This window comes from Aquimarina macrocephali JAMB N27 (assembly GCF_000520995.1).
GTDB lineage: Bacteria > Bacteroidota > Bacteroidia > Flavobacteriales > Flavobacteriaceae > Aquimarina > Aquimarina macrocephali.
Genome location: NZ_JACA01000048.1, coordinates 21597 through 41963, shown reverse-complemented (window position 1 = coordinate 41963; position 20367 = coordinate 21597). Strand labels below are relative to the sequence as shown.

Below are 20367 nucleotides of genomic sequence, written 5' to 3'. Positions count from 1 at the left end.
ATATCAGATTAATTCCTCAACAATGAATTATATTCATTGTTGAGGAATTTTTATATTATCATGTGTTTTAATTCCCTTCAAACCACTGTTTAAAATCTGTAACTTTTTCCCGACTTACAATAACCTCTTTATCTATGTTTTGGCTTAAAGTAAGCTTTAAACGTCTGTTAGAATAGACCAATACATCTTCAATAGCATTGATATTGACGATAAAAGTTCGGTTTACTCTAAAAAAACTTTTGGGTTCCAGTAATTCTTCAAGAGTTTCTAATTTATATTCTATCATGTATTTTTTTCGGTTCTCTGCAACAAGATATGCATCCCGTCCTTCTGCAAAGAAAAAGGAAATATCCTCACTCTTAACAGAATGAATATGATTTCCCAGGCGGACCAAAAATCTATTCTTATATACAGTACTAGTCATACTCTTAACCGCATGACTAACACTAATCCCTCCCAAAAACTGAGATCGTAGAGTTTCCAATTTTTTCAATGCTTTTGAAAGATCTGTAAACAATACTGGTTTTAGAAGATAGTCTATACTATTTACCTTAAAAGCATCAATTGCAAACTCATCAAAAGCTGTAGTAAAGATTACAGGTTTATTTACTTTAACTTTATTAAAAATCTCAAAGCTAAGTCCATCTATAAGCTGAACATCCATAAAAAAAAGATCTACTTCTTCCTGATGTGAATCTATCCAAAGTACAGCTTCTTCTATTGAGGCCAGTTTACCTATCACCTGGATATCAGAATCATACTTCAGCAAGTAACGTTCTAACTTTTCTGCCGCTAAAGGTTCGTCTTCAATTATCGCTACTTTCATCAATAGTAAGTTTTGGTATATAAATTATAATATAAATATCATCTTTGATAACAGTAATTGGTATATCTGTATAGAATCGATACATATCCAGAATATCTTTGATACTATTGCTGTCCATAGTATAACTAATCTTTTCCTGATGCGGGTATTTTAATAAAACATATTTTGAATCCTGAGTCATCGTCACAACAAGTTCTGTTTCTCTCGAAACAATTGTACTTCTTATAATCTGTTCTGCACAGGATAAAAGACTCCCGGGAACCACCAAAGTATGTATCGATTCTTCTTTAATAAATTTCGTTTTTCTGTACGGCAAGTATTCAAACAAAAGTAATAATTGATCCAAGACATCGAGTTCATCATTAATAGGCACTAACTCTTTGGTTGTTTTAGAAAGGATATATCGGTATACCGCCGAAAAATGATCTACTAAAAATTCTGCTTTATTAGTATCCTTTTTCATTACCAGTATCAATGATTCTAAAGTTTCAAACATTAATGTAGGGTTTATTCCTTTTTTAAATTGAATAAAGTCCTGTTCTATCCCCTCTTTCAGGGATAGTTCTTTTGTCATTATTTCAGTATTTATTTTATGTAAAAACTGATGACTTAGATATAATGAAAGATATATTATTGTAATAACCGAAAAGATACTATTGAAAATAACAAGCTCTGAACTGTTTGGTGTAAACCCTAATACCAAATCAAAATATAGAAACATCGATCCAGAAACTAAAAGTATAGAGGTAATTACCGAAATGACAATCTGCAACATAATCTTACCTATCAATGAATTTGGAAATTTTAGTCTTTCAAAAAAGAACAAAGAAATTCTAGAATATTCCTGAATAAGATATGCTAATCCAATACACACATATAACTCCTGCCCAAGAAATTCTTCTTGTAACTGGGTCACATTATTATTAACCAATAAAATAAGCAGATACACTAGAGCACCACTACATAGAGGGCCAATGATTCTAAATATTGGATGATGTATAAACAGCTTATTCACACGCTTTCAATTTATTAATATTTGTTTCATCCATTTTTTATCGTTTTAGAGTTAAGATCTGTATTAATACAAATCAGTATAGCATCGTATCATAATCACTTTGGGTTGACACTAACATTATCAGGTATATTTTTCATAAAACAATAGGAAGTTTTACGGTAAACTGTTCATCATCTATTACCTCGATAGCCTTATTAAAAATTAGATCATACCTTAATTTAATATTACCTAATCCTATTTTAAAAGAATCCACTCCTTTAGGTTTTACTGTCTTATTATTTGATACACTAATATTATGAGTATCACAGGTAATAACTATTTTTAATACTTCAGAAGAAGTCATTTGATTATGTTTTACAGCATTCTCTATCAACATTTGAAGTGCTAATGGTGGGATTTTGCTTTTTAATACCCAATCTGGCAATCTAATTTCTAAATTAATACGATCATTAAATCGTGTACGCAATAAAAAGTGGTAAGAATTCACAAATCGTAACTCTTCTTCGACAGTTAACCATTTACTTTCGTATTTGTTTAAAATATATTGATAGGATTTAGCAAGTTCTCGAATAAATAATTCTGCTTTTTTTACATCACTAAACAACAAAGAAGATATTGTGTTTACACTATTAAACAAAAAGTGAGGGCTTAATTGCGATTTTAGTGCTGTTAATTGTAATTCGGTTTGTTTTCGTTCTAATTGTAATGCTATTATTTGGCCTTTTGCATATTGATAATAAGAATGTATTGCAAAATAGATGATCGTATAGACCAGAGAAGCAAAAAATATTAGAATGACAAGTTTTAATAATATTTCGCTATAATCTTCAATAAAAGAAATTTGTGCATTTTTTATAAAAGTATACCCATATAAAACAACACTTATGAATAGAAAGGAAATGATCGTATTGGATAACACTCCTATTAAAAGGCGAAATCCTGTGTATTTTTTCCAGGAAATAAATTTGTTAAACATTTCATTGAAGATCGTATTGATATAGGCTATAATAATCCCCAAAAGTCCTGATAGCCATAATAGCCTCGTATTATCTTCTTCTTGGGTAAACCCCAAAAAACTATACGTAAGCATTCCTAGAATGAATCCTACTAAAATGATAGTGAAATACTTTTTCACGATTGATGATGGTTGGTATATATGATGATCTATACTATACTTCATCCTACCAAAATAGTCAATAATACAGATATATAAAAGACCATTGGCAGGATGAAATATGTATTGTTATTTTAATGCACGAAGAGCTCTTCCGAAATATGTTTCTGATGAAATATTTTTACAAGCGTTACGGTACGCTTCTTTTACATTATCTCCGGATTTATTAACCGATGGAGCAAAAGCCACTAGAGTTTCTGATAAATAATGATCCGAACTTATTTGACCTGTTGCATTTTGAAGTACATCTATAAGTTGCCCGCTACTAAGGTTTTTTCTTGCTAATTTAATTAAAGCCACAGAAGCATAATGATCAGAACTAACACTTGATAATGCTCGAATAAAGATATCCATATTCTCACCATCCAAACCTTGTCTATCTACAACCTTGGTCAGGACTTCTACCAAATAATGATCAGATCCAACAGAATTTCCTGCAAGTGAAAGTAATTCACCTAATTCATTACTATTTAATTTCTTATCCAATAGTTTAGAAAGAACTGTAGTAATATAATGATCCGATTGAATATCTTCTAATGTGGACAAAAAAGAATTGTAATTACCTTTAGAAAGACCTGGAAGCTCTAGTGCTCTATTTAATACTTGTGCTTTGTAATGATCTGACCCAATTTGCTTAGAGTTTTCAATTAAAAGATTAAGGTTTGTAGCATTTAGTTCTCGTTTCTTCATTACATTGATAAGTACCTGAGACATATAATGATCAGAATCAATTCCTGTTGTTATCTTAAATAGTTTACCTATTTGATCATCAGAGAGGTTACCATCTTCAATAGCAGTATTTAATACTACAGTAGCATAGTGATCTGACCCAATACTTTTTGTTGCTTCTATATAAGCAGATATCAGCGCATTAGAGGCAAAAAAGTTTTGTTGTTTATATCTTAATAGCTCAGCTAGGTAGTGATCTGATTTTATTTCTTTTCCTGCTAATCTTAATAGTGATTCCATCTCTTGAGGAGATAGATTTTTTTCTAATATTAATTTCAAATAGGCCGATTTTACGTGGTCGCTTTCAAAAGACCTAATTTCATTAAATACCATATTGGCACCGCCCTGATTATAAAGTCGATCTATTCTACCTTTTGCTCCTAAAGTTGTTGTTTTTACAATTTCTGGCAAAATCTCACCAAGCCATTTCTTACCTTCAGAGTTGAAATCTTTTCTAGAAGAACCAACAAAATACTTTTTGTTAAGCTTTCCATTACCTTCGGATTCGATTACAATCCGGCGCTTACTTCCAAAAGCAGATTTTTTTATTTCGAGATAACCGCCATCAGAAATAGCAATTATATCTTTATCATCATTTGATAATGTGATCTCTCCTTCATAATTAATCGAGAAATTATCAAACATGCCATTTTGAACCTTAATAGTGGTTTTACCTTTATTATAATTTACGGCATAAGATTGGGCATTAATATTTGATATAAAGAGTAGAGAAGCAATTAACAGTATTACCTTAAACAGGTTTGCGACAATAATTCTTGATATTAGATTCATAACTGTTCGTTTTTTGATTAATTGATTGATTGATTTTATTAATGCAAAGGTGGAACACTATGTCGTATATAAAAAACTAAATGAATTGAACTGTACTGCTAATGTATTGAACTGTACATTAGTTTTTTTCTGTTTTTAAAATTCTGTTTTTTCTTAAATCAATTTTATTACCAGCACTTTACCACTATTAAAAAATGGTAGTTATTTTTTAAGGATGATTATCCTTTCTGCATGCGGTCGGGAAGTAGTTACTAAAAAAATTACAGGTTTATTTATGTATGGTCTAAGTATATGAATTTACTGTAGTATAGGGTATAAAGAAAATACTTTACTATATATAATTTGACATCTGTAGCATATTTTATATTTCATCATAATCAAATTATGAATTAGTTGAGCTTAATTTTTTAAGTTAATTTGATCAATTCGATTCTTTATTTTCTTTTCTTGATCTTCATTAAAATTATGTCTGGAATTCTTGTTTACAGTATTCATAATATTTTCTGATTCGTGACTATGAAATAAACCTAAAGCATGACCAATTTCATGTGGGGCAGTTGAAGTAAATAAGTTCTCATCTGTTATCAATACTCTTTGATCTCTCCCAATTCCAGCAATACCAAGGATATTACACCTTTTAACTATATATATGTTTACTTTGCTTTTATCATAAGATTCTTGAGATTGCATCAAAAATGTACTAGGTTCTGAACCTTCATTATCTCTAAGGTCATAAAGTTCTTCATTAATTAAACTTTTAGATTCACCTAACTCTAGTCCTATTCCAAATCTGTGAAAATATTCTCCATTCAAATAATTTATAAACTCTGTTTCGTCAAGACTATATGATGATTTATCTAAAGTTTCTGAAGATTCTACATAAATAATATTAACTTTTATAATCTTCTCTGGGGTTGCAAATTCTGGTTCTATAGCTACAGAATCAAGATCATCACCAGCACTACAAGATAATAAGAGTGGGATTGATACCATAAAAAAGAATCGTTGATATATTATTTTAAATGTATCCTTAGCACCATTTCCATTAACCGAAGTCTTAAGAAAGAAGTTATTGAAAAAATTCTTGATCTGAAGTATACTATCAAATATAGTACTGTCTAGTGTAGGTTTAGTAGTTTTCGTCATTGTTTTTAAGATTTGGGATACCTCCGGGGTAATAGAAGTATTGGCATTTTAAAAGAGGGATCTTTTCTTTGATCTTTAATCTTTTAAACCGTGTTAAACATTCTTCTGGGGCAATAGAAGATTATTTTACATTTTGACGAATTTATTTTTACTCTAGAACTGACATAGTTTTTCGTAATCAATTCATTATAAAGGTAGTATAGATTCTTAATATCCGAATACGGGAAAAACGTAATATGTTTACGTAATCACCAAAACACTATGTATTTCGGCGATAAATAGGTGTTTTCATTGAAATTTTAACATTTTTTCACTCAAAAATGAAGGTTAAATACTACAAGTGTTAACACAAAACAAGTGATTTTAGGGGGTTTTTCCCCCTGTTCACAACCTTGATATTTAAAACATTATCTCAATATTGTAGTTTTTTTCCTAAAGCTAAACCTTAAAATCTGACATGCTACTATCAATTTAGCTATAGAAATAAGAAAATAAAAGATATATGCTTTTTATCAATTGTGTACATATTCATAATATTGAATAGCGTATTGATATGTAAAAAATGTACAATTAGGATAACTTAGACTCTAAAATAGGGTTAATTAGAATGCTTTTTTAATAAAATTTCAGAAATTAAGTTTTCAATAATACTTTTATCAAGATCAGGTTTCTGAGCTTTGTTTTTTGCTTTTTTTATCTTTTCGTAATGTGGTATTTTACCTGTCTTCAAGAGCACTTTAAGCACTTCTTCAAAAAAACGATTTAAAATGGGAATCACAAATGTGCTCGATTTGTTTTTTTCTTTGAGATGAATAAACTTTTTGGCGTACGCCAAAAAGATTTGAGAATATTGAGAAAATGTAATTAATGCTTGGCAAAAACTTTGATATACTTCTTCTCTATTTTGATTATTTTTAAATTTAAGTTTTTTGTGATCTATTTGAGTAAGTGTATATAATAGGATACTTTCTCTAATAAATGTACTATAGTCATTATTAGAAAAATAATATACCTCCATTCCTATATTAGTATTTATCACTAATACCTCATTTCCGATACTTTCTTTTAAGAAAGATTCAAAAATAGCTACCATAGCAGAGGACATTAATAATTGCCTTTTAAAATCAATAGATCTAATATTTACTGATTTTATGCTTTCTATATCGTCATTTTTGTTCACTGAGTAAGCTTAAATAATTCGGAAATCTCTAAACCCTGATTTTTTGCATGCATTTCTGCTGTAAATCCACGGTTATCTCTAGGAGAAATATCAGCTCCGTTTTCTACTAATAATTTAATAATTTCTTTTTGACCAAAAGTCGCTGCATAAATTAGTGCAGTAGCTTCATTACTATTTTTTTGATTTACATCTGCTCCAGATTCTATAAGTAATTTCACAATATTGTAATGCCCTTTATAACAAACTCCCATTAATGCCGTATTTCCAGAGCCATCTTTTATATCGATATCCGGAGAGCATTTTAGAATTTCTTTAGTTATATCTTCAAGACCATAATAAGACGCTAATAGCAAGGGAGTAGAACCTCTGGAGTCTTTTGAGTTCACAACTTCAGGATTACTATTTAAAAGTGTTTTTACTCCTCCTAGTTCTTCAGATTGAATGAAATTAAAAATATCTTTCATGATGTATTATGTATCTATTACTTATGATTAAAATAACAGGTGGCCTAGTAACAAACCACCCGTTACTTTAATCTCCTTATAATGTATTACTATTATTATGTTTAATCGAATCGATCAAGATCCATAACTTTACACCAAGCTGCAACAAAATGATCTACAAACTTCTTTTTAGAGTCTTCACAAGCATAAACCTCGGCAAGAGCACGTAGTTCTGAGTTAGAACCAAATATGAGATCTGCTCGAGTACCTGTCCATTTCACTTCTCCCGTAGTACGATCACATCCTTCAAATACTTCCTGAGCATCTGAAGTTGCTTTCCAAGTAGTTCCTAAATCAAGTAAGTTGATAAAGAAGTCATTCGTAAGCACCTCAGGACGCTGAGTAAAAACTCCATGTTGGGATTGATCAAAGTTCGTGTTCAATACTCTAAGACCTCCTATAAGTACAGTCATCTCAGGTACAGTTAATGTTAATAATTGAGCTCTGTCTACTAACATTTCTTCTGCAGATATAGAGGACTTTGTTTTCTTATAGTTACGAAATCCATCGGCAACAGGTTCCAGAACAGAGAAGGATTCTACGTCGGTTTGTTCTTGTAGCGCATCGGCTCTCCCAGGTAAAAAAGGTACAGTAACCTTATGTCCGGCATTGGTTGCTGCTTCTTCTACTCCAGCAGCTCCTCCCAAGACTATCAAATCTGCTAATGAAATTTTCTTGTCTCCAGATTTTGAGCTATTAAATTCTTGTCGAATACTTTCTAAGGTTTTTAATACATCGGCTAACTGAGCTGGGTTATTTACTTCCCAATTCTTTTGTGGCGTAAGGCTAATACGCGCACCATTTGCACCACCACGCTTATCCGAACCACGAAATGTGGATGCTGAGGCCCAGGCAGTGGATACTAATTGAGAAACCGACAGTCCCGAAGAAAGTATTTTGCTTTTTAGACTGGCAATATCTTGACCATCTATTAATGTATCGGCAACTTTTGGGATCGGGTCTTGCCAAATCAACTCTTCTTTAGGCACTTCTGGGCCAAGATATCTTGCAATAGGCCCCATATCACGATGTGTTAACTTATACCATGCCCGAGCAAATGCATCTGCAAACTCATCAGGATTTTCATAAAAACGTCTAGAAATTTTCTCATAAGCAGGGTCCATTCGTAAAGCAAGGTCTGTTGTAAGCATAATTGGCGCATGACGTTTAGAAGAGTCGTGTGCATCTGGTACACTATCGCCCCCAGCTCCATGTTTTGGTATCCATTGATGTGCGCCTGCGGGACTCTTGGTCAACTCCCAATCGTAGCCAAATAGATTCCAGAAGAAGTTATTACTCCATTTTGTAGGAGTACTAGTCCATGCTCCTTCTAATCCACTGGATATTGTATCTCCTGCATTACCGCTTCCAAAGTTATTTTTCCATCCCAAATTTTGTTCCTCAATACCAGCAGCGGCTGGTTCTCTCTCTACATATTTATCTGGATCGGCAGCACCATGGGTTTTACCAAACGTATGTCCACCAGCAATAAGAGCAACTGTTTCTTCATCATTCATCGCCATACGACCAAAAGTTTCACGAATGTCATGAGCCGAAGCAATTGGATCAGGATTTCCATTTGGCCCTTCGGGATTTACATAGATCAATCCCATTTGAACAGCTCCCAGAGGGTTCTCTAACTCTCGGTCACCTGTGTAACGTTTATCACCTAACCACTCAGTTTCGGCGCCCCAATAAATATCCTGTTCAGATTCCCAAACATCCTCACGCCCTCCGCCAAAACCAAAAGTCTTAAAGCCCATAGATTCTAAAGCACAATTACCAGTAAGAATCATAAGATCTGCCCAGGAAATTTTCTTACCATATTTCTGTTTAATTGGCCACAATAATAAACGGGCTTTATCCAGATTAACATTATCTGGCCAACTGTTTAATGGTGCAAAACGCTGGGTTCCCGAACCGGCACCACCTCGACCATCAGAAATTCGATAAGTACCGGCACTATGCCATGCCATACGCACAAAAAGAGGGCCATAATGACCATAATCGGCAGGCCACCACTCCTGAGAATCAGTCATAAGTTCAAAAAGATCTTTCTTTATTGCTTTAAGATCAAGAGTTTTGAACTCTTTACTATAACTAAATTCTTCCCCCATAGGGTTGGATGATAAAGAATGTTGACGAAGAATATTTAAGTTCAATTGATTCGGCCACCAATCACGATTAGAAGTTCCTGAGCCTGCACCTTGTTTTAGTGTACCATTCATAAAAGGACACCCGCTCTCACCATTATCATGATGATTTGAGTCGTGAGATTCTGCACTCTTGAGGTTTTTATTTTCCATTTGCTGTAGATTTTATTAGATGATTATTTGTTCTTATGCTCTTTCAAATTTATGATAATAAAATATTATTGTTTTTATATTTTTAATATATAAAATCTATTAAACTATTAAATCCTCTTATAAAAAAGCCAAATGGGTTTATTATACTCATTAAAAGAAATACAATACCTCTAACTAAATAAATCTATTTTAATTCTTGTTGCACCTGGCATGTAGTAGCTAACTCATCTTCAATTTTGATTAAAAACTCATCTATACCTCTACAACTATTTTAATAGTATACATCATTGGGGTAACAGTATTGGATTAATTAGATATAGAAAGTATTGTTTTTATCAATATAATGCAGAGCATAAATTAGCCGATAACTCTAGCATTGTTAACAATTTATTCTGGAATAGATATTTATGATAAGAGAGTTTTTAATCTATCATCATAAATAGGATAGATCAAGATACCAAATTTAAATATTAAATACAATACAGAAAATAATTGGCATCTATGTATTAGAACATAAAGTATGAGTGTTCTCTAAAAAACATGATGTATCCAAAAGCTCTTTGGATTGAGATAAATTACAAAACTATCTAAGTTTCTCTTTCATTCGTAATAGCTCCTTCTCTATCAACAACAATTTATCTTCAACTAGGTCACCAAATTCTGGTATACGTCTAAAAAATGCGTATCGCACTCTCCACAATTCTTTGATCTCGGATAAAGGGAATGATGAATCTTCAATATTTTTATGATCGGCCCTTAGTACTGCATTACCTTTTATAACATATAGCCTTCTAAAGATTAGTTTATTCTCGACAACTACAAAAACCAGTGTGCCATTATTCAATTTTTTAATCACTGTAGGAGGAACTTTTTCTCCTATTACAACATCCTTTGGATAAAAACCTTTATCATGTGATGTCATCTCGAGACTACTTACAGTATATCCTCTAAACTCTTTAGTTGGATTTACTGGTAATTGCATAGTTGGTAATTCTTTAATAAAACCTTCTGTATTATATAAAGTAATATAATCATTGGCTGTACTTTCTGTTATACATGGGACGATTGCAAACTTTTCTCGTTTCACATCTTCTGCATACGTAGTAAGATCTCCTTTAAACTTTAGAAGTTGATTTACGGTAAGTTCATTTGTTAATAAATCATCTATCGCAATGCTAAAATAGTTAGCAATTTTAATAATTGTTTCTATTTTTGGTTCACTTCTACCCTCCTCATATGCTCCCAATGTACCTCTCTTTAGCTCAAAAAGCTCAGCAAAGGCTTGTTGACTTAAACCTTTCACTCCACGTATTTTTTTTATATTTTTTCCGAAAAAAGACATTTTTGCTAATTTTATTTGCAATTATAAAAAATAGTTGTACATTTACACTAACAATATTAGCTAATATTCTATTAAAAAGCTAATTTTAGTAGAAATACTTCACTATTTTATTCTTTTCCTAAGAAACAATGAGGATTATACTAAAAATCTTAGCACAACATCTAATTATTAACTTAAATCATTCATACCCATAATCACTCTTATATTTTATCTAGTTAATTTAGCCAAAGATATTGCAGAAAAGTTGTGCGACTTTTTGTAATATTGATATACTAAAGAAAATCAGTCACACATAATTATTCATTTATCAAAAAATCATCTAATGCAAGATCATTATCAGGTAGTAAAAAAGTATTTACTACAGCTTAAATATGATATTATCCATGAAAACAATAGGGAAGGTATTATTATGATCAGCAAAGAAACCGAAGGAATTAAAAATATGATTCTTGGAGTTGCACCACCCATTTTAATAATGGAACAACACATCTGCACTATCAAAAATAAAAATGAAGTCGTTTACCGTAGTTTATTACAAAAAAATAGAGATATCATACATGGAGCTTTTGTACTAGACGAAACCGGTGATAAAGTAATTTTTAGGGATACACTACAAATAGCAAACCTAGATCTTAATGAACTTGAAGGGTCATTAAATTCTATCGGACTTTTATTAGGTGAGTATTCTGAACAAATCATCAATTTCTCTAAGTATTGAAACCATACTACACCGTTTAGCTTTCCTCAAAGACAAATGTATACACACAGGGATTAAAGAAGTAATGTGGATTTCTTATATTGCTCCAAGTATGCAATAAACCCTAATGAAAATGAAAAAAAAGATAGATCCTAATTTAATTATAGCTATTGGAGTACTTATTGCAAGTTTTTCTGCTCTTTTTGTGTATATGAAGCAAGCTAGTATTATGAGCGATCAAACAGAAATTCTACTAGAGCAAACCAAAGCTAATGCATGGCCAAGACTATCAATCGAGACGGATCTCAATTGGATCGATAAAAAATTAGAATCTTTAAAGATTAAAATACATAATAAAGGTACTGGTCCCGCTCTTGTTGAAGGAGTTCGAGTTACTTATGATAGTGTCTACATCCGTAGTTGGGCAGATTTATTTGATAAAGTAAACGTTCCGGATTCTATTAGCACATCTATTTCTAATAAAACCATTTACAATACTGTTTTATCTGCAAATGAAAATTATTATTGGTTACGACTTATACATGATCCAAACTTGGCACGTTGGCTGTATAATCATCGAGAAAAGATAACAATTGAGATTTGTTATAGATCTGTTTTTAAAGATTATTGGTTATTAACTGTAGATAAAAATGGATATAATACTACTAAAAAATTAGACACCCCCGAATCTCCATTACCATCTGATGAAATGTTTAAAAGTTAAAATAGAATTATAAAAAAATGTAGGTTTTTTTAGATTCTTAAAGGTCTTCCTCCTTCTATTCAAATAATTCAAAAACATTTCATACATTTGCATAAGTACTTATATAAATGCTTATGCAAGATAAATTACAAGAATACGCAGAACTAGGTTTAGGATCCAGGTTAAAACGCCTAAGTGAATTTGTGATGAAAGAAATTCAAATTGTATATACTTCTTGTAATATTGACTTTGACCCATATTTATTTCCAATTTTTAAAATCATAATAGATCAAGGTCATACTACGACAACTGATATACAGGAAAAACTACATTACACTCAACCTGCAATCACTCAAGCATTAAAAAAACTAATGGAAAAAGGCTTAGTCGAGTATAAAATCGATGCATCTGATAAAAGAAAAAAGTTATTTCAATTAACAAAAATAGGTAACGAAACACATCAAATTATGATTCCGCTATGGAGAGTAATTGACCAGCAAGTAACAGCACTAACAACCTTCTCATCTACAAATCTTGCAGATCATGTTACTCATTTCGAAAGCAAACTAAGAGAAAAACCATTGCATCAACAAATACTAGAAAAGTACACCCCATAATGCATATAGTAAGAGCAGTACAGATATCAGATATTCAAAATATTCATCAGCTTTATAAAAAGATTGGTGAACAACCTGGTGGGATTATACGAGTATCAAACGAAATCACTATAGACTACATACAAGACTTTGTACATAAAAGTATATCTGATGGTTTGATATTAGCAATTCCTCATCCAAAACATGAACATCAGATCATCGCAGAAATCCATGCATATCGCATACCTATTTCTGCATTCAGGCATATATTAACAGATCTTACCATTGTTGTTAACCCAGAATTTCAGGGACAAGGTCTCGGAAAATTGCTTTTCACCAGTTTTTTAACCAAAATCAAAACATCATATCCTCATATCCTTCGCGTTGAATTATTCGTTCGAGAGAACAATACAAATACCGTTCAATTTTATGAAAAACTAGGATTTATAAATGAAGGAAAACACAATCAAAAAATTAAGAATCTTGATCATAGTATAGAGACTCCTATTCATATGGCCTGGTTTAATCCAAAATACAATAATGATCTTACACATTGATTGATATTCAAATCGTAAGGCTAATCACAAATTTTAAAGTTTTAATATCGCTATGAACACTTCTATCATTCCTTTTGACCCAAAATATGCAAAAGACTTCGCAGCTCTTAATATAGAATGGCTAGAAAAATATTTTGTAGTAGAACCGCATGATGCTGATCTATTAGAACAATGTGAGCACACTATTATCAACCAAGGTGGCTTCATTTTTTTTGCAAAAACAGACAATACCATAGCCGGTACTTTTTCATTAATCCAAGTCGAAGAAGGTATTTATGAATTAGGAAAAATGGCTGTTTCTCCAAAATTTCAAGGTCAAAAAATCGGACAGCAATTACTAGAATTTTGTATTGAATTTTCTACAACTCAAGGTTGGGAAAAATTACTTTTATACTCTAATAGAATTTTAGAAAATGCAATCTACATTTATAGTAAATATGGTTTTCAAGAAATTCCTCTAGAGGATCAACCTCCCTATCAGCGAAGTAATATCAAAATGGAGCTTGTGTTGTAAGAATAAAGCCAAAATAAGGTGTTTTTCTCTCCTCGATAAACGGAGTAACTTATTTTTCTACACATTACAAGAAATAATCTCATACTCAGATCATAATAAGTTGTATTTTTGAAAATCTATTTTAGATACACCTCTATATATCAACACATTATCCAAAATAGACTTTCAATATCATGAGTATTCTTAAAACCTAACACGAAGACTCTTACATTGGAAAATAATAATATGTTAACCAAAAGTAATCGTCATGAAAAATCCAATGTACAGCAGTAAATGGTATGCCCTATTCCTAACATTAACTACTAGCTTATTCTTTTTACATTCCTGCCAACAGGACTCAACTATAGAAGTTCTTGAGGAAGAAGAATATATAAGAAAAATCGAAACCTTAGAAACGAAAATTAAAGATTTAGAAGGAAAACTAGGTCAAGAAAAATCTCATCAACGTAGGCCAAAAAATATTATCAGCTTTGCACAAGCACAAAGAATATATAAGGCCTATGATGATAGAGCCGATTTAATTAGCGAAGTTGTTAATTCCAATTCAAACGACGGCTCTTTTAAACCCACAAGATCCATGTTTTATGAAATTTCTGAATTACGCAGTTATTTATCATATGTCGATGAGTTATCACAAAGAGCAGGCGTAACAACAACTGGACTACGTTTCTACTTCGCATTATATCCCAATACATATGTTTCCTCTACCGGAAGTGACATAAACGCAAGGCATCAAACTATCTTCATTGCTCCTACTCTAGAAAAAAAATATCACAATCGTATTTTACAAATAGGATATACACTTAACAATGAAGGTAAAGTAAAATTGTTAGATAAAAATAACGGATTTAGTCATTTAAGACGAAGTCGTGGTAAGACAGATGATGTATCCTTTTTAGGGAAAATAAATAACGATGATAAATTTAGTCTTATTGCCAACGAGCTAGGAGCAACCCCTCCAGAATATGGACAATAAAATAGAGCTTCTAATAGTATTGAGAAAAGTTGCTTTTGGTAGCGAGTGTATTGCTGCACTTATTGGGCTATTTTTTTTGTTTAGCTATAAGGCAAAAGGTCTGTTAAAATGGTTTTCTATTTTTCTTATTTATATCTTTATCAATGATATTATTGGTTATAATACAAGACATTGGTTTCCTAATTCTAACAACCTAATACTGTATAACATATCTACCTCTATTACTTTCTTATTTCTATTTTTTATATACCACCAGTATACCAAAGAAAAAACGAGTAAACGCTTTATCATGTATTTTACGATACTTTATATAATCACTCTTTTTATAAGTGGGTCCTATGAAAATTATCTAAATCAATTACAAAGTATACCGTTTCTCCTAGGCGCATTTCTATTAATGACTTCTATTATTTTTTATTTTGCAGAGTTACTAAAATCAGAACAAATCCAGGAAAGCACTAAAGATCTCTTGTTCTGGATTAGTGTCGGATTATTGATTTATTATGTAGGAAAAATGCCTTTTCGTATTGTAAGGGATTATTATGCTAATCACAATGATTTCTCAACGTTGTTTATCCTAAATAGTATTTTTACTATTATTATGAATGGCTGTTTTATAACCGGGTTTTTAATCCATAAAAAAACAGTCTTCCGATAGATGTTTTTGATAAAAGTTAACTAATGAGGTAACTATAATTGTAAATAACGTGAATAAATTTCTATAGAAGATCATTCCCCCAATTTTATAATTAATCCTCACAAGGTCTTTGAGATTTTCAAGGGCTTCTTTATTGACCTCTACTTACAATATTTATATTATCATCTACACTTAAAAAAAACAATTCTACAATAATAATTTAAACCAATTTATGCATTAGAACTTCGTGATGAAAATTTCTAGTAACATTTTCATGAGTTAAGACACTTACATAAACACAAACTAAAGAAAATAATCCGAAATACTTTCTTTAGCCATTTTTTTAACCAATAAATATATTTCACATGAAAACAAAGTCATTTTTAAAACTAGCCATGGCAGTTGTGGTACTCTCAATCGGAATTGTGAGCTGCGAAAAAGATAGCACAAATACTCAAACTACGAAAGAAGAAAAAGGAGCAATTATTGAAACTCCTGAGAAAATTATCCCAATCAGCAAAGCTATTAATGAATATAATAATTTTTATACTACACGAATAGCACCATTTGAAGCAAAATCCACTCAAGAAGAAAATCGTGCAGTTTGGTTTGATTTACAAACTCTTGAGAATTACCTGCAAAAAACAAAAACTATTGCTAATCAAAAAGGTATAGAAATTACTAATTATAGCTTTATTTTTGGAGCTGATAACGAAGGCAAGCGAACACTTTTTTTAGCTCCTATGAGTATCGACGCTAAAACAAAAACAAACAAAGCATTTACTATTGAAAATGATAAAGTTAAGTTCTTGTATGAAAATCCTTTTGACGATTACAGTTCTAGTATCGGTTCTGATAACAAAGTGCAAAGTTTAATATTAAGCAATGGCGGTTACATATCAAGTAAAGATGCAATAGTAATGTATAACAATTATTATGATAAAAAAGTTGCTCCTATAGAACATATCGTAGAAAAAGATACTCGTGTCTGTTTTTATAAACAAGGTATATTTGAAAATTATTTAAGCTATATTAAACAACAAGCAAATAACAAAGGTGTAAATCTTAATGGAGTTAATCTAGTTTTTGGAGTATATGATAATAGCGCATCATTAGGCGAATATGCAAACCATCAAACTTTGTTTTTTGCACCAACTATTGTTTCAAAAACCAAAAACAACACTACTATATCCTATACTTTTAACGGTAATGATATGGTTTCTTTAGATTTTAATCAAAATATCTTAAGTAAAATTGTAGCCAAATCTAGTAACATAGCATCATCATCTCTGGCAAATGAATTAAATGGATCTCCTCCAAGAGGGTTTGAAAATAATCAATAAATATTTATCTACAGATAGATTATTTAACAATCTTAAAAAGGGATTAACTATTATATTAAAATGGTTTAATCCCTTTTTCTTTATAAATGTACAACAGTCGAATCCCTTTTTTAGAAAGGGGTAAAACCCCCTTTTTTCAAAATTCGCATATACTCCAAAACCCAAACAACAACACCAAAAAGGCTTATTACCAATAGTTTAACTTGTTTTTATTTTAACAAAACATGCCATTACTTTTTTAAAACTACAGAATAATAGTATTTTTAATTCTGGGAAACACATTAATGCAAATCAAAAGATTTAACTAATCTATTTTCGGCAAGGGACCGAAATCTAAACAAACATCTTAATAAACCAAAAAAATGGACAAACTAATCAATCTAACTAAAACAGTAGCAATAGCCGTATTGCTTCTAGTGAGTTTAAGTTCTTGTGACAAGAAACACGATAATGACAAGTATTTAAAACAGATTAAAGAATTAAAACAAGAAATAGCAGAACTAAAAGAGCAATTAGGCACGATCGATGACACAAGACCTAAAAACATCATTACTCTTGAAAAAGCAAAACAACTTTATGATAATTATTCTGATACTCGGGTAAAATGGACAAATGAATCAATGCTAAGTCATGCAAACATAAAAAGTTTCGAAGTTACCCGATCTTTATTCTATGACATCGATAGTCTATACAATTACCTAAATTACATTAAAAGAATTTCTAAACAAGCTAAGATTAAGCCCTCTGGTTTTCGGTTTTATTTTGGTTCATACGATAAAGACTATAAGCGAGCTGGTGATACCGCATATGCGCATAGACAAACCATCTTTATTGCTCCAACGATCTTAAAAGAAACAATGCATCTAGGATACACCCTTAATAGTGATTATAAAGTTGAACTTCTACAAGAAAAAATTGGGACAGATTCCCGAGGTCAATCAGGAAATGGTGACGCTATGCAAAAGGCAAGTCTTTTTAATTTTAACTTAAGTACAAATATGTTTAGTGACAATAGCACGATTGCTAATGAAATTAACTCATCTCCTCCTAAAGGAAAAATGCAATAAATAGTAATTAAGAAGAAAAAGATATGACAGACAACTATGAAAGTTTAATAATACCCTTACGGGATATAGCACTCTATTCAGAGTATATTTCTGCAATAGTTGCAATATTATTTTTCTTTAAATATAAAAATACTCAATTAAAATATTTTGCTTTTATTTTAATATATGTAGCATTAAACGAGCTACTAGGAGGTTATTTAAGAGATTCTGGCATATCATACAATTATATAATTTATAACATATATAACATAATAACTTTTTCATACTTTTTCTTACTGTATAGAAATCATTTAAAAAAGAAGTTATATAAAAAGACCGTCATGGCTTTCTTTGTTATTTATTTATTAGCAGTTCTAATCAATGGTTTTTATCAAAATTATCTAAATCAAGCTCAAACAACACCATATATATTAGCATCTGTCTTTTTAATAGTCAGTATTATATTTTATTTTATTGAAATATTAAATTCTCAAAAAGTTCTTTATGTAAACAAAAATTTACTATTTTGGATAAGTATCGGGCTCTTCCTTTATTACATTGGAATAATTCCTTTTAGAATAATTACCAATTCTTTTGCAAGTGCTGATTCGCATAATTACTTATTCCTTATAAAATTTATTTTGGTAGTAGTTATGAATTCATGTTTTATTATCGGTTTTATATGGAGCAACAAGAAACAGGAATATTAGTAGCAACTATAATCTTAGTTATTCTTGTAATAATTATTATTTTTCTTTTTACTATTTTTCAAAAAAGGAAAAATAGTCTCTTGTTACAACAAAAGGAAGCAGAGAAAAAGTTTGAAAGAGCTATTGCAGAGACCCAGATCGAGATCAGAGAAGAGACATTGCGCAACATTAGTTGGGAGTTACATGATAATATTGGCCAGCTACTTACGTTGGCCAAAATACAAGTAAATATAGCGCAAGATGATCCCGAGAAATTAGAAGAGGTTACCGAGACCATAACCAAAAGTCTTACAGAACTGAGATCCTTATCAAAATTGATAAACCCAGATACTATAAAAAGCTTAAGCCTCACAGAAGCCATAACATTAGAAATAGAACGATTTAACCGCATGCAGTTTATTAAAGCTGCAATCACCAGTAATGAAGAAATAGAAGTGCTAGATGATAAGGCCGAGATCATCATCTTTAGAATATTGCAAGAATTCTTTACGAATACTATCAAACATTCTAAAGCTTCAAATTTGGATGTTAATGTACATTATGATAAAGAAAAATTAGTAATCCATGCAAAAGATGACGGTGTTGGTTTTGATCAGATAGACTGCCCAACCAAAAGAGGTATAGGATTAAGTAATATGCAAAATAGAGGGAAATTAATCGATGCCACTGTACAAATAACATCGCAAAAAGGAAAAGGAACAGCAATAACACTAACCTATCCATATAAAAAAGAAAGTTCGATGGCTTTAGACAATGAAGTTAACTAACTTTGTAAAGAAAACTATTCACACAAATAATAAGTATTGTCAATCATGAAATACTCAGTAGTAATTGTAGAAGATCATATTTTACTATCCCAGGCATTATCTGGGTTAGTTAATGGATTCGCTAAATTTAAAATTCTATATATCTGTAAAAACGGTAAAGAATTACTTACCCGATTTAAAGATCCTAAAAACATCCCTGATATTGTACTTATGGATATCAACATGCCTATTATGAATGGGATTGAAACTACAGCAGCATTAAAAGAACAATACCCACAAGTTAAGGTATTAGCACTCTCTGTAGAAGAAGATGAAAGTACGATTCTTAAAATGCTTAGAGCAGGTGCAAAAGGATATCTCTTAAAAGATACTGAAAAAAGCATCCTGGAAAATGCTCTTATCCAGGTACAGGAAACAGGTTTCTACCACACAAAAGATGTAACTAATTTACTACTAGGTTCCCTAAATCCTAAAGAAGAAAATAATGTAGTACTCAAAGATCGAGAAGTAGAATTTATTAAACACGCCTGTACCGAGAAAACCTATAAAGAAATTGCAAACGACATGTGTTTAAGTCCAAAAACAATTGAAGGATATCGAGATTCTATTTTTGAAAAACTAAGCCTTAAAAACAGAACTGGCTTAGTTATTTATGCTATTAAAAGTAAATTATTTGTTCCTTAGTGTTTTCTTTTTATTCCATGTATATCCTTTGTCTCGGATTTCTGTATATACATGTATAAAAAACATCAAAAGAAGGGATACACATTTTATTTTGTACCTTAATTCTATTAAAGGTTCAAAAAAT

General features: G+C 31.0%; 21 protein-coding genes. 12 read left to right on the top strand and 9 right to left on the bottom strand.

All coding sequences use genetic code 11. The features are described from left to right. Positions 1-67 precede the first annotated feature (67 nt). The 9 genes from Z054_RS0122580 to Z054_RS0122540 form a co-directional block, all read right to left on the bottom strand. A complete protein-coding gene (locus tag Z054_RS0122580) occupies positions 68-826 on the bottom strand; it encodes a LytR/AlgR family response regulator transcription factor (RefSeq protein ID WP_024772300.1) in 759 nt (252 codons plus the stop codon). After that, on the bottom strand, positions 807-1841 hold the full coding sequence (locus Z054_RS0122575) for a histidine kinase (protein ID WP_024772299.1): 1035 nt from the start codon (positions 1839-1841) through the stop codon (positions 807-809). Before Z054_RS0122575 ends, Z054_RS0122580 begins: the two co-directional genes overlap by 20 nt. A gap of 133 nt (positions 1842-1974) precedes the next feature. Next, positions 1975-2976: a sensor histidine kinase gene (locus Z054_RS30505; RefSeq protein ID WP_161635324.1), complete on the bottom strand. Its 1002-nt coding sequence runs from the start codon at positions 2974-2976 to the stop codon at positions 1975-1977. A 108-nt stretch (positions 2977-3084) separates the two neighbouring features. Next, positions 3085-4536: a hypothetical protein gene (locus tag Z054_RS0122565; RefSeq protein WP_024772297.1), complete on the bottom strand. Its 1452-nt coding sequence runs from the start codon at positions 4534-4536 to the stop codon at positions 3085-3087. Between the two features lie 399 nt (positions 4537-4935). Then, positions 4936-5682, bottom strand: a complete 747-nt coding sequence (locus Z054_RS0122560) for a matrixin family metalloprotease (RefSeq protein WP_024772296.1) — start codon at positions 5680-5682, stop codon at positions 4936-4938. Positions 5683-6280: 598 nt separating this feature from the next. Then, positions 6281-6862, bottom strand: a complete 582-nt coding sequence (locus tag Z054_RS0122555) for a hypothetical protein (RefSeq protein WP_024772295.1) — start codon at positions 6860-6862, stop codon at positions 6281-6283. Beyond that, a complete protein-coding gene (locus tag Z054_RS0122550) occupies positions 6859-7326 on the bottom strand; it encodes an ankyrin repeat domain-containing protein (protein ID WP_024772294.1) in 468 nt (155 codons plus the stop codon). Before Z054_RS0122550 ends, Z054_RS0122555 begins: the two co-directional genes overlap by 4 nt. A gap of 101 nt (positions 7327-7427) precedes the next feature. After that, complete coding sequence (katG, locus tag Z054_RS0122545; RefSeq protein WP_024772293.1) at positions 7428-9671, bottom strand: catalase/peroxidase HPI; 2244 nt, start codon at positions 9669-9671, stop codon at positions 7428-7430. Positions 9672-10254: 583 nt separating this feature from the next. Then, positions 10255-11013 carry a helix-turn-helix domain-containing protein gene (locus Z054_RS0122540; RefSeq protein WP_024772292.1) on the bottom strand — a complete coding sequence of 253 codons (759 nt, stop codon included), beginning with the start codon at positions 11011-11013 and terminating at the stop codon, positions 10255-10257. Between the two features lie 322 nt (positions 11014-11335). Between Z054_RS0122540 and Z054_RS0122535 the strand changes: the two genes are divergently transcribed. From Z054_RS0122535 to Z054_RS0122480, 12 genes are all read left to right on the top strand, one after another. Then, entirely contained in the window at positions 11336-11731 is a 396-nt protein-coding gene (locus Z054_RS0122535; protein WP_024772291.1) for a type III secretion system chaperone family protein, read from the top strand. A 112-nt stretch (positions 11732-11843) separates the two neighbouring features. Next, entirely contained in the window at positions 11844-12434 is a 591-nt protein-coding gene (locus Z054_RS0122530; RefSeq protein ID WP_152538647.1) for a hypothetical protein, read from the top strand. A 113-nt stretch (positions 12435-12547) separates the two neighbouring features. Beyond that, positions 12548-13030, top strand: coding sequence for a MarR family winged helix-turn-helix transcriptional regulator (locus tag Z054_RS30500; RefSeq protein WP_024772289.1), 483 nt, complete (start codon positions 12548-12550; stop codon positions 13028-13030). After that, positions 13030-13566, top strand: coding sequence for a GNAT family N-acetyltransferase (locus Z054_RS0122520; protein WP_024772288.1), 537 nt, complete (start codon positions 13030-13032; stop codon positions 13564-13566). The genes Z054_RS30500 and Z054_RS0122520 overlap by 1 nt, the downstream gene beginning before the upstream one ends. Before the next feature lie 52 nt (positions 13567-13618). Further along, positions 13619-14080, top strand: coding sequence for a GNAT family N-acetyltransferase (locus Z054_RS0122515; protein WP_024772287.1), 462 nt, complete (start codon positions 13619-13621; stop codon positions 14078-14080). Positions 14081-14339: 259 nt separating this feature from the next. Next, positions 14340-15056, top strand: a complete 717-nt coding sequence (locus Z054_RS0122510) for a hypothetical protein (RefSeq protein ID WP_152538646.1) — start codon at positions 14340-14342, stop codon at positions 15054-15056. Further along, the gene (locus Z054_RS0122505; protein WP_024772285.1) at positions 15046-15714 is read left to right on the top strand and encodes a hypothetical protein; all 669 of its coding nucleotides are present in this window, start codon (positions 15046-15048) and stop codon (positions 15712-15714) included. The genes Z054_RS0122510 and Z054_RS0122505 overlap by 11 nt, the downstream gene beginning before the upstream one ends. A gap of 344 nt (positions 15715-16058) precedes the next feature. Further along, a complete protein-coding gene (locus tag Z054_RS0122500) occupies positions 16059-17036 on the top strand; it encodes a hypothetical protein (RefSeq protein ID WP_024772284.1) in 978 nt (325 codons plus the stop codon). A gap of 362 nt (positions 17037-17398) precedes the next feature. Continuing rightward, positions 17399-18103: a hypothetical protein gene (locus Z054_RS0122495; protein ID WP_024772283.1), complete on the top strand. Its 705-nt coding sequence runs from the start codon at positions 17399-17401 to the stop codon at positions 18101-18103. A 23-nt stretch (positions 18104-18126) separates the two neighbouring features. After that, on the top strand, positions 18127-18792 hold the full coding sequence (locus tag Z054_RS31855) for a hypothetical protein (RefSeq protein ID WP_024772282.1): 666 nt from the start codon (positions 18127-18129) through the stop codon (positions 18790-18792). Beyond that, positions 18765-19559 carry a sensor histidine kinase gene (locus Z054_RS0122485; protein WP_024772281.1) on the top strand — a complete coding sequence of 265 codons (795 nt, stop codon included), beginning with the start codon at positions 18765-18767 and terminating at the stop codon, positions 19557-19559. The genes Z054_RS31855 and Z054_RS0122485 overlap by 28 nt, the downstream gene beginning before the upstream one ends. A 42-nt stretch (positions 19560-19601) precedes the next feature. Continuing rightward, positions 19602-20243 (top strand): response regulator transcription factor, encoded by a 642-nt coding sequence (locus Z054_RS0122480; RefSeq protein ID WP_024772280.1) that lies wholly within the window; start codon positions 19602-19604, stop codon positions 20241-20243. Positions 20244-20367 lie beyond the last annotated feature (124 nt).

What these genes read in the sequence shown, in the direction of transcription:
- Z054_RS0122580 (WP_024772300.1), bottom strand. Translation starts at nt 826, where the DNA reads ATGAAAGTAGCGATAATTGAAGACGAACCTTTAGCGGCAGAAAAGTTA.
- Z054_RS0122565 (WP_024772297.1), bottom strand. Translation starts at nt 4,536, where the DNA reads ATGAATCTAATATCAAGAATTATTGTCGCAAACCTGTTTAAGGTAATA.
- Z054_RS0122560 (WP_024772296.1), bottom strand. Translation starts at nt 5,682, where the DNA reads ATGACGAAAACTACTAAACCTACACTAGACAGTACTATATTTGATAGT.
- Z054_RS0122550 (WP_024772294.1), bottom strand. Translation starts at nt 7,326, where the DNA reads ATGAAAGATATTTTTAATTTCATTCAATCTGAAGAACTAGGAGGAGTA.
- katG (WP_024772293.1), bottom strand. Translation starts at nt 9,671, where the DNA reads ATGGAAAATAAAAACCTCAAGAGTGCAGAATCTCACGACTCAAATCAT.
- Z054_RS0122540 (WP_024772292.1), bottom strand. Translation starts at nt 11,013, where the DNA reads ATGTCTTTTTTCGGAAAAAATATAAAAAAAATACGTGGAGTGAAAGGT.
- Z054_RS0122535 (WP_024772291.1), top strand. Translation starts at nt 11,336, where the DNA reads ATGCAAGATCATTATCAGGTAGTAAAAAAGTATTTACTACAGCTTAAA.
- Z054_RS0122530 (WP_152538647.1), top strand. Translation starts at nt 11,844, where the DNA reads ATGAAAAAAAAGATAGATCCTAATTTAATTATAGCTATTGGAGTACTT.
- Z054_RS30500 (WP_024772289.1), top strand. Translation starts at nt 12,548, where the DNA reads ATGCAAGATAAATTACAAGAATACGCAGAACTAGGTTTAGGATCCAGG.
- Z054_RS0122520 (WP_024772288.1), top strand. Translation starts at nt 13,030, where the DNA reads ATGCATATAGTAAGAGCAGTACAGATATCAGATATTCAAAATATTCAT.
- Z054_RS0122515 (WP_024772287.1), top strand. Translation starts at nt 13,619, where the DNA reads ATGAACACTTCTATCATTCCTTTTGACCCAAAATATGCAAAAGACTTC.
- Z054_RS0122510 (WP_152538646.1), top strand. Translation starts at nt 14,340, where the DNA reads ATGTACAGCAGTAAATGGTATGCCCTATTCCTAACATTAACTACTAGC.
- Z054_RS0122505 (WP_024772285.1), top strand. Translation starts at nt 15,046, where the DNA reads ATGGACAATAAAATAGAGCTTCTAATAGTATTGAGAAAAGTTGCTTTT.
- Z054_RS0122500 (WP_024772284.1), top strand. Translation starts at nt 16,059, where the DNA reads ATGAAAACAAAGTCATTTTTAAAACTAGCCATGGCAGTTGTGGTACTC.
- Z054_RS0122495 (WP_024772283.1), top strand. Translation starts at nt 17,399, where the DNA reads ATGGACAAACTAATCAATCTAACTAAAACAGTAGCAATAGCCGTATTG.
- Z054_RS31855 (WP_024772282.1), top strand. Translation starts at nt 18,127, where the DNA reads ATGACAGACAACTATGAAAGTTTAATAATACCCTTACGGGATATAGCA.
- Z054_RS0122485 (WP_024772281.1), top strand. Translation starts at nt 18,765, where the DNA reads ATGGAGCAACAAGAAACAGGAATATTAGTAGCAACTATAATCTTAGTT.